This is a genomic window from Bradyrhizobium sp. cf659 (assembly GCF_900113725.1).
Classification (GTDB): domain Bacteria; phylum Pseudomonadota; class Alphaproteobacteria; order Rhizobiales; family Xanthobacteraceae; genus Bradyrhizobium.
The window spans coordinates 117,214-132,842 of the sequence record NZ_FOQJ01000004.1; the positions used below are offsets into that span (position 1 = coordinate 117,214).

The window sequence follows — 15,629 nt, forward strand, 5'->3', positions numbered from 1 at the left end:
CTGGGCTCATGAGGACGTATGGCCAATATTGTCCCATCGCCCGTGGCGCCGAGATCTTCGCCGAGCGCTGGACACCTCTGATCATCCGCAACCTGCACCTTGGCTGCGGAAACTTCAGCGAGATCTTGGAGGGCGTGCCCGGACTCTCCCGTACCCTGCTCTCGCAACGGCTCAAGCAGCTCGAACGGGTCGGTATCGTCGAGTCGGCATTCAAGCCCGACGGGCGCGGGCACCGCTACGAGCTCACGTCCGCAGGCCACGATCTCTTCACGGTCTGTCAGTCGCTCGGCGAGTGGGGTGCGCGTTGGCTCGAGATCGCCCCCGAGCACCTCGACCCCTTTGTCGCCCTGTGGTCGATGTGCAACGCGCTCCGCCGAGACCGGCTCCCGGATCGACGCGTCGTCATCCGCTTCGACTTCACCGGCCGCTCGCGCCGCGAGCGCTATTGGCTACTCATCGAACTCGGAGACACCGAGATCTGCAAGACAAACCCCGGCTTCGAAGAGGATCTCTACATCACGGCGGAAGCGGAAGCATTCGTCAAATGGCATGCCGGCCAGCTCACTTGGGCCCAAGCCACCGGCGAGGGCCGCATCCAACTCGACGGCCCGCCGTCGCTGATAAGAGCGTTCCCAACCTGGAACGCCCGCAGCATGTTCGCGCACGTCAGGCCGGTCTCTCGCGCCTCTACGAGCCCCGCCGCCTGATGTCCGCTTCGGGTCAAAACGCGTAAAACTCAACTCGAGCAAATTCAGTCCGCTAAGCCCCATTGAACGGACCTCAAGGGAGGATGATCCTCCCCGTTGAAGAGACGCCGGCCAGGTCAAGAGATGTCCCCGCCAAGTCACGAACAGGGCATCGCGGCAGGGTCAAATGCCTCGCGTTGACCATGATTTCGAGCGTACATTCGCCAAATCTGGGAGATGGTAGGGCAGTTGCAGTGGCGGCTCAGTCCCACAAGACCGCAGAAGAGGAGTACGAGGCGCAAGTACGCATCCTCGTCCGTATTGTTTCAATCTGCACTTTGGGGCTTTTCGCTTTCGCCGCGGGCCTGCTGATAGGGACCTTTCTATTTTCGTAATCGAAGATGAATGACCGGCCCTCCGGGCGTTGAGACCTCAGCGAGACTTCTTACGCTTGTCCGCGATGGGCCAGATCTGGACTCATGCTGCGAATTTCAACGAGGTGTGGCGGGCCGGCGAGGTATCCACGCTTGCCTCACACGGCATAACGCCGGTAGAGCACGACGATGATGGCGAGCACTGTCCCGGCATAAATGATCTGCGCGACGTGATCCGAAACAACAGCGACGCGCTTTCGGCCCGCGTCCCGAAGTTTTTCATGTCTGTAGCCCGCCAACATCGCCATCAGGCATAGTACGAAGAAGATGTAGAACATCTCTTCGACCACCACCGTGTATCCGACATCGCCGATCTGACTGCTCACCGCTACGAGCAGCACCGCGCTCGCCAGGATCGAGGTCACTGGGATCGTCACGCGTTCACGAAACATGGTTTCGGGAAAGAACAGCGTGGCGAATACGACGAGCACGAGCAGAAACAGCGGCAGTAGGTTCTTCAGCATGTAGATGGCGGAGCTGCGGCGCAGCATGATGGTCGCATCGAAGCCTGCGAATTCCGTCCTTGCCTCGGCACCAAACAAAGACGCCTTTCCGAGCGTCGATCCGCTGGACAGGGATTCGACGAAATAGGTCAGCCCGAGAAATCGCCAGAGCGGGAGTCCGGAATAGGCCCCGTCCTCGGCCCGCGAGCTTCCGTCGTCGGCGAGGCGCAAGCCGAACCGATCGATGACATAGGTGATGAGTTCCCGCCGCTGTTCCGTGTTCTGAAAATGTAGATGCAATTGCTGCGTGTCGAATGGATAGTCGTGGAGATCGAAACGGGCCTTGAAATCGCCGTTGATGCGATAGAGCCGGTAGCTCAGGCCGTCTTCGTGTCCAGCCTGAATCGGCCGAGCTGGATCGAACGCCCCGCGATCCAGCAATGCCGGGAATTCGACGTGCGTCTGCGCCTCATCGTCGCCAGCGAATCGCATCCAGAGATAGAAGTCGACGTTGAACGAATTTTGCTTCACGTCGATCCGGCTGACGCGAATGATGTCGATGCCGGTATAAACGACGCGCTGAATCCAGTAGCGCCGATCCTCGAACGCGATGACATGGCCCTTCTCCTGTTCCGCGGCGAGGTCGATTCCATCAGGTTGATCGATGCGCACGAGTTGCCGCGGCGCCGTGACGAACCGACCGTAATGGAAGAAACCCATTCGGATCGGGCGCGGAATGTCGCGGTTCGCGTTGAAATAGAGCCGCCCCGTCAGCCCGACGACCGCCGATTTCGGACTGTCGATCGCGGCCAGTGCGACGCGCACCCGGTCGCGATCCGCAACCTTGCTGTCGGATCGTTTCTGAATCCCCTGCCCCATAAACCGGCGATGTACGGCAGCTCGTTTCAGCGCATCGATCATCAGGCGCGCGGCGTCATACGCGCCGCCGGCAACCCAGCTTGGCGAGGTTCCCGCTTTCGCCTTGTAGTCGACGGCAAAGGCCTGCGCCGCCACGCCTGCGCTGTCGAACATCAGCGATGAAGCGGCATACAGATTTTCGCTGAAGAAACCCGGATGCGATTTTTCCTCGGGCTCGTTGGCGAAATTCTGCAAATAGCTTTCGCGGGCCGCGCCTTGGGATGCGATGATCGTTCCCTTGATGCCGTGGCGGCGCAGCGCCTTGACGATGTCTGGGCTAAAATCGGGTGCCGCGCCGACGACGATAACGCCGGGTCCGGGCTCCTGCGCGGCAGCGGCTAGCGTCCCATCCATCGATCCGATCCGACCGGCTGCGACGTCCAGTCCGAACACGTGCAACTGCTCCGCCGGATAGGCCGCCGCAAATCCACGCTCAAAACTCTTGCCGTAGGAATCGCGCGTGTGAACAAGACGGACTTTTGGCTCCTTCATCACGGCGCGCAGATGTTCCGCGACCGAGCGCGCCTGCGCGGAGACCGGCGCCAACGCACGAAAATAGTAATCATTGGTGGATGTCAGATCGTCGGCAGCCGCGCTTCCCGTCAGCGCGGGAATCCGCGCATCCTTGTATACCGGCGCTGCCGCGAGCGAAGCGGAGCTGAGATAATGGCCGAGCACAGCGACGCATGGGCTGTCGGCGATCGCCTGCGCATTCGCGCGCGCCACGGCTGGATCGCTTGCGTCGTCGAACAGAACGAGTTCAATTAGCCGTCCGTTGACGCCACCCTTGGCGTTCACCTCGTCGATTGCAAGCTGCGTCGCGACCAGGCTTTCCGTCCCGGCCGGGGCGGACGGGCCAGAGAGCGAATTGGCGAACGCGATGCGAATAGGCTCCGGGCGGGTCCAGAGGATGGCGGCCCAGGCGACGGCGAGCACCAGGGCGACGCCCGCAACAACGGCAAGCCACATTCTAAGCCGCGGCTTCATCGTCGATCCTCGCATCGATCGGCATAAGCCGAGATTCTCCAGATCGAGGCCTCAATCTGGCCGAGATTGCCGCCGCTGAGAGCGTTTTTCAACCCCGCCCCATCGCCACCGGCAAGATCTACGACCACTCAAAGCGGATGAAGGAAAAGTGCGTGGGTACCGGAAGTCCGGGCCGTCGGCCGTGGCCGCGGTCATTCACATACCCGGCCTGACACCGCGCGCATTCGCCGGATGGCTCGGAACGGCTTTCGTTCTGGCCGTGCAGCGCGGCGAAATCAGAGGCTGCCAATCGGCCGGCGGTCGAGATGGTGCGCCCTGATGAGCGCCTGCTGCACACCCGCTGCCATGATGCCATCATGCCCCTGTTTTGCCCGACGGGTCAAACGGATTTCGTAAAATCGAAAATTCGAAAAATCCCAATGCCGGCAAGGGGCCGGCTACTGTGCATGGGGTTGTTTTCGCGGTTTTTGTTGTCCGGTCGCAAAAGCCTCGGACCGGAGCGATCTCGTCACGAAATCTGGTCTTGCCTTCGTCGTCATGGCCGGGCTTGACCCGGCCATCCACGGCTTCTCAGCGGCACCAGGAACGTGGATGCCCGGGCCTTCGCCTCGCCGAAGGGGCTTCGGCCCCGCAGGCGGGACGAGCCCGGGCATGACGGCGGCTGATGGATCCGTGAGAGCCCGGGCCCGTTCGCCTCAGCTATCCACCTTCAGCGCGGCGATGAAGGCTTCCTGCGGGATGTCGACCTTGCCGAACTGCCGCATCTTCTTCTTGCCTTCCTTCTGCTTCTCCAGAAGTTTGCGCTTACGCGTGATGTCGCCGCCGTAGCACTTCGCGGTGACGTCCTTGCGCAGCGCGCGGACCGTCTCGCGCGCGATCACCTTGCCGCCGATCGCCGCCTGGATCGGGATCTGGAACATGTGCGGCGGGATCAGCTCCTTCATCTTCTCGACCATGGCGCGGCCGCGTCCCTCCGCGCGGGTGCGATGCACCAGCATGGAGAGCGCATCGACTGGCTCGGCATTGACCAGGATCTGCATCTTGACGAGATCGGCCGGCTTGTAGTCGGTGAGATGATAGTCGAACGAGGCGTAGCCCTTGGAGACCGATTTCAGGCGGTCGTAGAAGTCGAACACGACCTCGTTGAGCGGCAGGTCGTATTTCACCATCGCGCGGGCGCCGACATAGGTCAGCTCCTTCTGCGCGCCGCGGCGGTCCTGGCACAGCTTCAGCACGCTGCCGAGATATTCGTCCGGGGTGAGGATCGTCGCTTCGATCCAGGGCTCCTGGATCTCCGCGATCTTGACCACGTCGGGCATGTCGACGGGATTATGGATCTCGAGCTCGGTGCCGTCGGTCAGCTTCATCTTGTAGATGACGCTCGGCGCGGTCGCGATCAGGTTGAGATCGAATTCGCGCGACAGCCGCTCCTGGATGATCTCCAGATGCAACAGGCCGAGGAAGCCGCAGCGGAAGCCGAAGCCGAGCGCGGCCGAGGTCTCCATCTCGAACGAGAAGCTGGCGTCGTTGAGACGCAGCTTGCCCATCGCGGCGCGCAGCGTCTCGAAATCGTCGGCGTCGACCGGGAACAGGCCGCAGAACACGACCGGGATTGCCGGCTTGAAGCCCGGCAGCATTTCGGTGACCGGCTTCCTGTCGTCGGTGATGGTGTCGCCGACGCGGGTGTCGGCGACTTCCTTGATCGCGGCGGTGATGAAGCCGATCTCGCCGGGGCCGAGCTCGTCGACCTGCTGCATCTTCGGCGTGAAGAAGCCGACGCGCTCGACGTCGTAGGCCGCACCCGTGCCCATCATGCGGACGCGGCTACCCTTCTTCATGACGCCGTCGACGACGCGGATCAGGACGACGACGCCGAGATAGACGTCGTACCAGCTGTCGACCAGCAGCGCCTTCAAGGTCGCGTCGCGGTCGCCCTTCGGCGGCGGCAGGCGGGTGACGATCGCTTCCAGCACGTCGGGAACACCGAGGCCGGTCTTGGCCGAGATCATCACGGCGTCGGAGGCGTCGATGCCGATGACGTCCTCGATCTGCTGCTTGACCTTCTCGGGCTCGGCGGCCGGAAGATCGACCTTGTTCAGGACCGGAACGATCTCGTGATTGTTGTCGAGCGCCTGGTAGACGTTGGCGAGCGTCTGCGCTTCGACGCCCTGGCTGGCGTCGACCACCAGCAGGGAACCCTCGCAGGCCGCCAGCGACCGCGAGACTTCGTAGGCGAAGTCGACATGGCCGGGCGTGTCCATCAGGTTGAAGATGTAATCCTTGCCGTCCTTGGCGCGGTAGGCGAGCCGGACCGTCTGCGCCTTGATGGTGATGCCGCGCTCGCGCTCGATGTCCATGGAATCGAGCACCTGCTCCTTGCCCGCCATTTCGCGGTCGGTCAGGCCGCCGGTCATCTGGATCAGGCGGTCGGCCAGCGTCGATTTGCCATGGTCGATATGGGCGACGATGGAGAAATTGCGGATGTTGGAAATGGGGACGGTCGTCATGGGCGCGGGATACCACTCACATCCCCGTGCGGCAACCATATTGCTGTATTTTCAGGGCCTTTCTTCACGCCAAGCTGATTCCACGGTAGCCCAAAACGCGCTACGCAACGGCTGATGTCGACGACCTCAATCCCATCTGCCCGAGCCCGCGCGAAGACCCGGGTGAGTTTCAACCGCTTCCGGGCCTGGCTGGTTGCCAGCGCGGTCCGGCCGGAGGCCCGCCTGTGGCTGGTGATCCAGCTCGCGATCCTGCACGCGGTGCTCTGGACCTTCATCCTGATCAATCTCAAGGCAGCCCAGGACGTTCACATGGACGTCGCGGAAGCCTATGGCTGGGGCCAGAAATTCCTCTGGGGCTACGGCAAGCACCCGCCGCTGTCGGGCTGGATCGCGGGCCTCTGGTTCAAGGCGTTCCCGGCGACGGACTGGGCGACCTATGCGCTCGCCATGGCGACGGTCGGCGTCGGCATGGTGATCTGCTGGCTGCTGAGCTTGCGCGTCGTGGACGCACGGCGCGCGTTCCTGGTCGTGGTGATGGTCGCGCTCTACCCGATCTTCAATTTCAAGGGCTTCAAGTACAACCCGGACCTGCTCCAGCTCGTCACCCTGCCGCTGCTCGTGCTCGCCTATCTCAACGCCTTCGAGAAACGCAGCTGGCAGTCCGGCATCTGGTTCGGGCTCGCCGGCGCGCTGGCGCTGATGACCAAATACTGGGTGCTGACCATGATCGGCGCCATCGGCCTTGCCGCGCTGATCCATCCCGACCGCTTGAAATTCCTGCTGTCGCCGGCGCCGTGGGTGGCGATCGCGACGATGGCGGTGGCGATGATCCCGCACATCGTGTGGCTGGCGGACGTGCATTTCGTCCCGCTGACCTATGCCGGCGACACCTACAGCCTCGAGGACGCCGGTCTCGTGCATCAGCTCGTGGCCGGCTACTTCCTGCATAATTTCGCGTTGCTGGCCCTTCCCGTAGCGCTCGCTGCGCTCGCCATGGCGCTGGTGCCGCATTGGTTCACGCTGCTGTTGCGCGCGCCCTCGCGCATCGTCACGCGCGCCTGGGCGCGTGGTCCCAATTCGGGGGTCAATTTCTCGCAGGCGCTGAATGTCTGGATCATCCAGACCATCGTCGCCGTCGGCCCGCCGCTCGGCGCGCTCGCCTTCAGCGTCTACATGAAGACCGATTGGGGCATCTCGCTGTTCTTCCTGGTGCCCTTGGCGCTGGTCGCGATCCCTGCGCTGCGGGTGCAGAGCGCGGCCCTGGTCAACATCGCCGCGATCTGGCTCCTGCTCAGTGTCGCGACGCTCGCCGCCTCGCCCTGGATCGCCGCGCGCGAGATGGCCGCCAATGCCGGCAACACCGCGACCTATGGCGCGCGCTCCGACCTCGCACGCGAGCTGACGCAGGCCTGGCACGCGCGCTTCGCCTCGCGCTGGGCGGTCGTCGCCGGCACCATGGAATCGATCCAGCCGATGGTGTTCTACAGCCCGGACCACCCGGTCGCGCTCGTGCCGATCGAAGCCTGGGATTCCGGGCTGATCTCGCGCGATGACGTCAAGACATACGGCTTCATCGGCGTGTTCGATCCGGCCGACGGCCGCCTGCCGGCGTTCGAGAAATGGGTGTCGGAGACCGCGCCGAATGCCGAGCGCATGGTGATGACGACGCGCCGCTTCACCCACGGCAAGGCCGGCCCGTCGATGAGCTGGAACATCTACATCGCGCCGCCGGGGAAGTGACGCTTCTCTTCACCTTTCCCCGCTTGCGGGGAGAGGTCGGATTGCGAAGCAATCCGGGTGAGGGGGTACAGGTCTCACAACGATCTCGCGTGTGGAGAGAGGCCCCTCACCCCAACCCTCTCCCCGTAAGAACGGGGCGAGGGAGCGCACCTGAGCGCGCGGCTCAGATCCCTTCCTCGTTGAACTTGCTTTCAACGAGCTCGGTGATCGCCGCGAGCGCGGCATCGGCATCCGCACCGGCCGCCGCGACCGTGATCGTCGTGCCGGGTCCTGCGGCGAGCATCATCAGGCCCATGATCGAGGTGCCGCCGACGGTCTCGCCGCCGCGCGTCACCCACACCTGCGCGTTGAAGCGCTCGACCGCCTGGACGAATTTCGCCGAGGCGCGGGCGTGCAGGCCGCGCTTGTTGATGATCAGAAGCTCCTTGGAGATCGCGCCCGCGGGCACGCCCGTCCCGGCTTGCGGCGCGTCGTCGCTCATTTGCCGGCGAGCACGCGGCTGGCGATGGTGACGTATTTGCGACCCGCTTCCTGGGCCATCGCGATCGCGTCGGGCAGCGCGCGTTCCTCGCGCACCTTGGCGAGCTTCACCAGCATGGGAAGGTTGATGCCCGCGAGCACTTCGACCTTCGGCCGGCTCATGCAGGATATTGCCAGGTTGGATGGCGTGCCGCCGAACATGTCGGTGAGGATCGCAACGCCGTCGCCGGAATCGACGCGGTTAACCGCCTCGATGATGTCGCTTCGGCACAGATCGGAATCGTCTTCAGCGCCGATCGTAATCGCTTCGATTTGCTTTTGTGGGCCCATGACATGTTCAAGCGCTGCCTTGAATTCGTCGGCAAGGCGCCCGTGGGTCACAAGTACTAGACCAATCATCGGAAAACTCCTCGCGGGCGCTTTTGGTGCACCGCACGAACGCGCCACTTTGACCATCCAGAGCCCCTGCGCAAGAGGGGATGTTGCGTATCTCCCTGAACTTAGACGGATGGATGAGGGGAGCTGCGCCGGTCTATTCGGTCGCGATAGTGGGGTTCATATGGTTACCATTTCCCTTCAAACAATCGCCTGAGGGATTAACGGAAGATGAACTCTTGGTAGTGGTCAAGGCCGCGACAACCAGTGGGAGGGGCGAATAGTCGCGGCTAACCGGGATTCGCGGTATTTCGACACCTAAAATGCTTGTTTTCAGGGATTCGGCCGGCGGCAGCCGTTCCGCGTCTGCGGCGTCCAGATCGACCACGAGGCCGACCGTCGCATGCTCCACGAAGTCGCAGCGGCGGATTCCGAGGCCCCGGATTTCGATCAGGCCGGCCAGCGGCGGAGCGGGGCGGACCTCAATTTCATCGCCGACTGTCGCCAGATGGACACGGTCATCACCGACCAGAACGGCCCTTTCGACCACGCCGGCGCGGCCCGCCATGATTAAATCGAAGGCAAGGCGCGACTTGCCGGAGCCCGACGGTCCGCGGATCAGCACTGCCAGATTCCCGACCTTGACCGCGGAGGCGTGCACGCTGGGCCCGCCGTCGCTCATAGCGCCGGCAGCCTCACCACGAAGCGCGCGCCGGCAACCGTCGGCTCGCCGTCGGCGTCCGTGGGACCGGGGCGGTTCTCCGCCCAGATGCGCCCGCCATGGGCGTCGATGATCTGCTTGGAGATCGATAGCCCGAGGCCGGAGTTCTGGCCAAAGCCCTGATGCGGACGGTCGGTGTAGAAGCGCTCGAAGATGCGCTCCAGCGCGTCATCGCGGATGCCGGGGCCGTCATCGTCGACCACGATCTCGATCTCTCCGCGCGCGCGGCGGCAGGTGAGGCGCACCTTGTTGCCGGCTTCCGAGAAGGATTGCGCGTTGGAGAGCAGGTTCGAGACCACCTGGCCGAGCCGTGAGTCGTGGCCGGTCACGGCGAACGTGTCGCTTGGCCCGCGACCCTCGAAGCGCGCCTCGACCGCGACGTCGTGGCCGAGCTTGGTTTCGTTGGCGACGGAGACCAGCGTGCCGAGCAGGCGGCGCAGATCGACCGGAACCGCGTCCTGCCGCTGCAATTCCGCATCGAGCCGGCTGGCGTCGGAGATGTCCGAGATCAGGCGGTCGAGCCGCTTGACGTCGTGCTCGATCACCTCGAGCAGGCGGGCGCGGCTGTTCTCGTTGCGCGCCAGCGGCAGCGTCTCGACCGCGGAGCGCAGCGAGGTCAGCGGGTTCTTCAGCTCGTGCGCAACGTCGGCGGCGAACATCTCGATCGCCTCGATGCGGCTGTAGAGCGCATTGGTCATGTCGCGCAGCGCGCCGGACAGATGGCCGATCTCGTCGCGGCGGCGGGTGAAGTCGGGGATCTCGACACGGGTCTTGATGCGGCGGCGGACGCGCTCGGCGCTGTCGGCGAGCCGGCGCACGGGACCGGCGATGGTGCTGGCGAGCAGCAGCGACAGCATGATCATGACCGCGGCGGCGACGCCGCCGACCTTCAGGATGGCGAGGCGCTCGGCGGTGACCATCTGGTCGATGTCGTCGCCCTGGGTGGACAGCATCAGCGCGCCGTGGATGGCGCGCGAGCGCAGCACGGGGACCGCGACCGAGACGATCACCTCCCCGCGCGGATTGACCCGCACCATCGAGCGCTTCTCGCCATGGAGCGCATCGGCCACTTCCGCATAGCCGTTGCCGTTCTCGGGCCCGAGCTCGCGATAGAGCGGCAGGTCGCCGCGGTTCAGCCAGGTGCGCACCGCGACCATGCCGCGCTCGACGATGCCGGGCTTCTCGGCGGAGAGCGACGGCAGGGGCAGGCGCACCACGGTATCGAGGCTGCGGCTGTCGACCAGCAGGCTGCCGTTCGGATCGTAGATGCGGGCGCGCGTCTTGGTCGGCGAGATCAGCGTGCGCAACACCGGCGCCACGCGCTCCGGATTGATCGGAAAATCCAGCGGCGAATAGTCGTCCGATCCGCCATAGGTCTCGCCCGGCTTGAGGTCGAGCAGCCGGTCGGGGTCGATGGTGATGGCGTTGGTCTGCACGGTCGCGGACGCTGCAATCGCGCCGGCGATGATCTCGGCCTGCACCAGCAGGCTCTGCGCGCGCGCGTCGATCAGGCCGGCGCGGAATTGCGACAGGTACAGGATGCTCGCCACCAGCGCGACGAGGCCGGCGAGGTTGAGCGAGACGATGCGGCGGGTCAGGCTCGAGAAGGACAGTGCGAAGAAGAACTGCCCGGCGCGCTTCAGCCAGTTCAGCGGCCGCCAGCCCTGCGCGGCCGGCTTGTCTTCGGCGACGTGCTCCTGAACGCCGTCGGATGCGATATCCTCGGCGCTCTGGTTCGGGTCAGGCTGCGTTCGGTCCAGCAATGCTTACGCCCGCGTTAGGACAGCTCGTGCGAAGGTCCCCGCATTCTAGAGCCATCCCGGTTCCGATGGAACGAGAACCGGCGATGCTCCCGACATTCGCGAAGGCGCCTGCCGCCTCAGGCTTCCTTGAAACGATAGCCGACGCCGTACAGCGTCTCGATCATCTCGAACTCGTTGTCGACCACCTTGAACTTCTTGCGCAGCCGCTTGATGTGGCTGTCGATGGTGCGGTCGTCGACATAGACCTGATCGTCATAGGCGGCGTCCATCAGCGCATTGCGGCTCTTCACCACGCCGGGCCGGGTCGCGAGCGCCTGGAGGATCAGGAATTCGGTGACGGTCAGCGTCACCGGCTCGTTCTTCCAGGTGCAGGTGTGGCGTTCCGGATCCATGCGCAAAAGGCCGCGGTCGAGTGCCTTGGCGTCGTTCTCCTTCGGTGCGACGGTCGGGTCCTTCGGCGCCGAGCGGCGCAGCACCGCCTTGACGCGCTCGACCAGCAGCCGCTGCGAGAACGGTTTGCGGATGAAATCGTCGGCGCCCATCTTGAGGCCGAACAGCTCGTCGATCTCTTCGTCCTTGGAGGTCAGGAAGATCACCGGCAGGTCGGACTTCTGCCGCAGGCGACGCAGCGTCTCCATGCCGTCCATGCGCGGCATCTTAATGTCGAGGATGGCAAGGTCGGGCTGGGTGGTGCGAAAACCGTCAAGCGCGGAGGCGCCGTCGGTGTAGGTCATGATGCGGTAGCCTTCGGCTTCCAGCGCGATCGAGACGGATGTGAGAATATTGCGGTCGTCGTCGACCAAAGCGATTGTGGGCATGAGCCTCTGCTTTCTGCTTTCCGTTTGGGTCGTGGCTTGAAACGGCGAGCAATCCAGTGATGCGCCGCATACATGGGTCCCGAACTTGGCGTTCGAACTTTGTCACCGAGCAATGCAAGCTGGGCTGAAGTGTGACCAAGTTCCACGAAACACGGCAGATACGCCGCATCTCGACCCATAACCAGACCCCCGTTTAGCCGAAAAAAGACCCCCTTTGCAACCACCCGACCCGAGAAAGCCCATGCAACCGACCCCCGATTTCGACCCCGGAAAGCTCGCCAAATCCCTGCTCAGGCGGTCGCGGCAGGGCGCTCTCGCGACGTTGATGGTGGGCAGCGGCGATCCCTATTGTTCCCTGGTCAATCTGGCGAGCCACCCGGATGGCTCGCCCATCCTGCTGATCTCAGGATTGGCCGTGCACACCAGGAACATCCTGGCAGATGGCCGGGTCTCCTTGATGTTGGACGAGCGCGCCGCCGGCGATCCGCTGGAGGGCGCCCGGATCATGCTGTCCGGCCGGGCAGAGCAGGCCGGCGCCGAGACGGAACTGCTCCAGCGGCGGTATCTGAATGCCCACCCATCGGCGGAAGCCTTTGTTTCGTTCAAGGACTTTTCGTTCTTCAGGATCCGGCCCACGGGAACCCATCTGGTGGCCGGCTTCGGCCGGATCGTCGATCTCAAGCCGGAACAGTTCCTGACGGACCTCAGCGGCGCCGAGGACCTGCTGGCGGCGGAGGAGGGCGCGGTGGAGCACATGAATGCCGACCACCGCGACGCCATGGGCCTCTACGCGACCAGGCTGCTCGGCGCGGCCGCCGGCGACTGGCGCTGCACCGGCTGTGACCCTGAAGGCCTCGACATGCAGGACGGCCAGACCGCGCTGCGGCTGGAGTTTCCGGAGCGGGTGACCGATGGCACGGCGCTGCGCAAGATGCTGGTTCGCCTCGCTGGCGAAGCGCGCATGAAGATGGACCAGAGCGCAACCATTTGAACGCTGCCGCCCATCGCTGCGACCCAAGACCGTGATGGTCTCAAGGCTCGCAGCGAGAGGGTTCATGACGAGGTGTAATCGACTGGCGCTCGTCGCGGGCCTCGTGCTCGCGGCAAGTGTGTCACTGTCCACGGCTGCTCTTGCCCAGAAGGCCGATCTCGCCGCACAGGGCGCGCGGATCAACGCGCTCAACCAGGCCGGCAAATATGCCGAAGCGCTGCCCTTGGCGCAGGCCATGGTGGCGAGCCTGGAGAAGGGCAACGACGGTCGCGAACTCTCCGCCGCGCTCAACAATCTCGGCCAGGTCTATGCCGGCCAGGGCCGCGACGATCTGGCCGAGCCGATCTACAAGCGCGCTATAGCGCTGATGGAGAAGTCGCTCGGCCTCGACACCGCCTTGATCGCGCCCGAGCTGAGCAATTTCGCCGCGCTGTATCAGCGGCAGGGCCGCTTCACCGAGGCCGAGCCGCTGTTCAAGCGTGCGCTCGCCATTCGCGAAAAGGCCCTGTCGCGCGAGCATCCCGATGTCGGCCAGGCCCTCAACAATCTCGCCACGCTCTACGTAAAGCAGGAGCATTTTGCGGACGCCGAGCCGCTGTTCCAGCGGGCGCTCGCGATCTATCAGAAGGCCGCCGGGCCCGAGCATCCCGCGGTCGCCACGGTGCTGAACAACATCGGTCAGGTCGATCGCGACCTCAACCGCGATGCCGATGCCGAGGCGCCGATCAAGCGTTCGCTCGCGATCCGCGAAAAGGTGCTAGGGCCGGATCATCCCGACGTCGCGCGTTCGCTGAACAATCTCGCCGGGCTCTACGAGCACCAGCAGCGTTATGCCGATGCCGAGCCGCTCTACCGGCGCGCCCTTGCGATCCGCGAGCGCGCGCTTGGGCCGGATCATCCTGACGTCGTGACCTCGACTAGCAACCTTGCCTATTTCCTCTACGTCTCCGGGCGCACCGCCGATGCCCTGCCGCTGGCGCAAAGGACGCTTCGCAGCAGCCGCGCGCAGCTGCGTGTGGTGCTGCCGATCCTGTTTTCCGCGCGGCAGCAGCATCTCCTCTCCGACGACAAGGCGCTTGATGAGGCGCTGGCCGCGATCCAGCGCGGCACGCAATCTTCCGCCGCCTCCGCCGTGAACAAGCTCGCGGTGCGGCTTGCGGCCGGCAGCGACCGGCTCGCCGAGCTCGTGCGCAAGGAGCAGGATCTCGCGGCCGAGGCCGAGGCGCTCGACAAGGCGATCATCGCGGCGGTGTCCAAGCAAGCCGCGCAACGCGACGTCGCGGCCGAGCAGCGCAGCCGCGCGCGGATCGCGGCGATCGCGAGCGAGCGCGCCGGCTTGCAGAAGACGCTCGCCGTCGAGTTTCCCGACTATGCCTCGCTCTCCAATCCGCTGCCGCTCGGTGTGAAGGACATCCAGCCGTTGCTGTCGGCCGATGAAGCGATGACGATCTATTCCGTCGTGGACAAGCAGGGCTATGTCATCGCGATCACGCGCGAGGGCGTCGACTGGAAGGAGATTCCGCTCGGCGCGGACGCGCTGGCGCAGAAAGTGTCGGCGTTCCGCAAGGGGCTCGACGTCGGCAAGGCACACGATGCCTCAGGCAAATCCGGCCTGTTCGACCTCGCGCTTGCCAACGAGCTCTATGTCGCGCTGCTCGGCCCGGTCGAAGCGCTGACGAAAGACAAGCGCAGCCTGCTGGTGGTGCCGTCGGCCGCACTGACCGCACTGCCGTTTCATCTGCTCGTCACGGAGAAGCCGCAAGCTGCGATCCCGGACAAGCTCGAAGGCTATCGCAACGCCGCCTGGCTGTTGCGGCGTCAGGCCGTCTCGGTGCTGCCGTCGGTGATCAGCCTGAAATCGCTGCGGGCCTTCGCGCGCAAGGATCAGGGTGTCAAGCCAATGACCGGCTTCGGCGATCCCGTGTTCAACCCCGCAGCCGAAGGGCCGGCCGATCGTCGCGCAGCGAGCGGCAAGGTCGCCGCGCGCAGCATCGCGACGATTGCCTATACCGACTTCTGGCGTGGCGCCGGCGTCGATCGTGCCCGGCTTGCGCAAGCGCTGCCGCAATTGCCTGACACTGCCGACGAACTGAACGCCGTGGCCAGGGATGTCGGCGCAGGCGAGGTCGACATCCATCTCGGCCGCGATGCCAGCGAAACGACGCTCAAGCGTGCAGCGCTTGCTCAATACAGCATCATCTACTTCGCCACCCACGGCCTCGTTGCGGGCGACGTCAAGGGACTGGGCGAGCCCTCGCTCGCGCTCTCCATTCCCGATCAGCCCTCCGAGCTCGACGACGGTCTTCTCACCGCGAGCGAAGTCGCCCAGCTCAAGCTCAATGCGGATTGGGTGGTGCTGTCGGCCTGCAACACCATCGCTGGCGACAAGCCCGGCGCAGAGGCCCTGTCGGGATTGGCGCGCTCGTTCTTTTATGCCGGCGCCCGCGCGCTTCTGGTGTCGCATTGGGCAGTGGATTCGGAAGCTGCCACCCGCTTGACCACGTCGACATTCGCTCTGCTCAAAAACGAACCAGGAATCGGTCGTGCCCAAGCGTTGCGCCGCGCCATGTTGACGTATCTCGACGACGCCTCGTCGCCGCGCAATGCCTATCCTGCGATGTGGGGACCGTTCGCACTGATCGGCGAGGGTGAGGTACGATAGACCGCGTCGGGGAATTGTGCGTCGCAATAACCCCGGATAACGCCGAAACGCGCGTTTGGTTGCGCGATCATTCGTGATTTTTTGACGCGCCTGCTCAGAGCAGA

Annotated in this window: 11 protein-coding genes; 4 read left to right on the plus strand and 7 right to left on the minus strand. The window is 64.5% G+C overall.

All coding sequences use genetic code 11. The annotated features are described in order from the left end of the window. Window positions 1-8 precede the first annotated feature (8 nt). The gene (locus BM118_RS19650) at window positions 9-707 is read left to right on the plus strand and encodes a winged helix-turn-helix transcriptional regulator (RefSeq protein WP_092187154.1); all 699 of its coding nucleotides are present in this window, start codon (window positions 9-11) and stop codon (window positions 705-707) included. A 511-nt stretch (window positions 708-1,218) separates the two neighbouring features. On the opposite strand, the gene BM118_RS19655 is transcribed toward BM118_RS19650, so the two are convergent. Both BM118_RS19655 and lepA read right to left on the minus strand, forming a co-directional pair. Further along, on the minus strand, window positions 1,219-3,468 hold the full coding sequence (locus tag BM118_RS19655; RefSeq protein WP_177234466.1) for an ABC transporter substrate-binding protein: 2,250 nt from the start codon (window positions 3,466-3,468) through the stop codon (window positions 1,219-1,221). Between the two features lie 695 nt (window positions 3,469-4,163). After that, complete coding sequence (lepA, locus tag BM118_RS19660; RefSeq protein ID WP_092187156.1) at window positions 4,164-5,975, minus strand: translation elongation factor 4; 1,812 nt, start codon at window positions 5,973-5,975, stop codon at window positions 4,164-4,166. Window positions 5,976-6,089: 114 nt separating this feature from the next. On the opposite strand from lepA, the gene BM118_RS19665 reads away from it, so the two are divergent. Next, window positions 6,090-7,715, plus strand: a complete 1,626-nt coding sequence (locus BM118_RS19665) for a glycosyltransferase family 39 protein (protein WP_092187157.1) — start codon at window positions 6,090-6,092, stop codon at window positions 7,713-7,715. A gap of 163 nt (window positions 7,716-7,878) precedes the next feature. Here the strand turns inward: BM118_RS19665 and BM118_RS19670 are convergent, their stop codons facing one another. The 5 genes from BM118_RS19670 to BM118_RS19690 all read right to left on the minus strand — a co-directional run bounded on the left by BM118_RS19670 (window position 7,879) and on the right by BM118_RS19690 (window position 11,872). Next, a complete protein-coding gene (locus BM118_RS19670) occupies window positions 7,879-8,196 on the minus strand; it encodes an HPr family phosphocarrier protein (protein WP_027547512.1) in 318 nt (105 codons plus the stop codon). Continuing rightward, window positions 8,193-8,594 (minus strand): PTS sugar transporter subunit IIA, encoded by a 402-nt coding sequence (locus tag BM118_RS19675; RefSeq protein ID WP_011090868.1) that lies wholly within the window; start codon window positions 8,592-8,594, stop codon window positions 8,193-8,195. Before BM118_RS19675 ends, BM118_RS19670 begins: the two co-directional genes overlap by 4 nt. Before the next feature lie 133 nt (window positions 8,595-8,727). Further along, window positions 8,728-9,252 carry an HPr kinase/phosphorylase gene (locus BM118_RS19680; RefSeq protein ID WP_027547511.1) on the minus strand — a complete coding sequence of 175 codons (525 nt, stop codon included), beginning with the start codon at window positions 9,250-9,252 and terminating at the stop codon, window positions 8,728-8,730. Further along, the gene (locus tag BM118_RS19685) at window positions 9,249-11,054 is read right to left on the minus strand and encodes a sensor histidine kinase (RefSeq protein ID WP_177234467.1); all 1,806 of its coding nucleotides are present in this window, start codon (window positions 11,052-11,054) and stop codon (window positions 9,249-9,251) included. The genes BM118_RS19680 and BM118_RS19685 overlap by 4 nt, the downstream gene beginning before the upstream one ends. 116 nt (window positions 11,055-11,170) lie before the next feature. Beyond that, complete coding sequence (locus BM118_RS19690; protein ID WP_008542552.1) at window positions 11,171-11,872, minus strand: response regulator transcription factor; 702 nt, start codon at window positions 11,870-11,872, stop codon at window positions 11,171-11,173. A 241-nt stretch (window positions 11,873-12,113) separates the two neighbouring features. Here BM118_RS19690 and BM118_RS19695 point away from each other — a divergent pair, with 241 nt between their 5' ends. Together BM118_RS19695 and BM118_RS19700 are read left to right on the plus strand one after the other, a co-directional pair. Then, window positions 12,114-12,863, plus strand: a complete 750-nt coding sequence (locus BM118_RS19695) for a HugZ family pyridoxamine 5'-phosphate oxidase (RefSeq protein WP_092187158.1) — start codon at window positions 12,114-12,116, stop codon at window positions 12,861-12,863. Between the two features lie 64 nt (window positions 12,864-12,927). After that, window positions 12,928-15,525 (plus strand): CHAT domain-containing tetratricopeptide repeat protein, encoded by a 2,598-nt coding sequence (locus tag BM118_RS19700; RefSeq protein WP_177234468.1) that lies wholly within the window; start codon window positions 12,928-12,930, stop codon window positions 15,523-15,525. The last annotated feature ends 104 nt before the right edge of the window (window positions 15,526-15,629 follow it).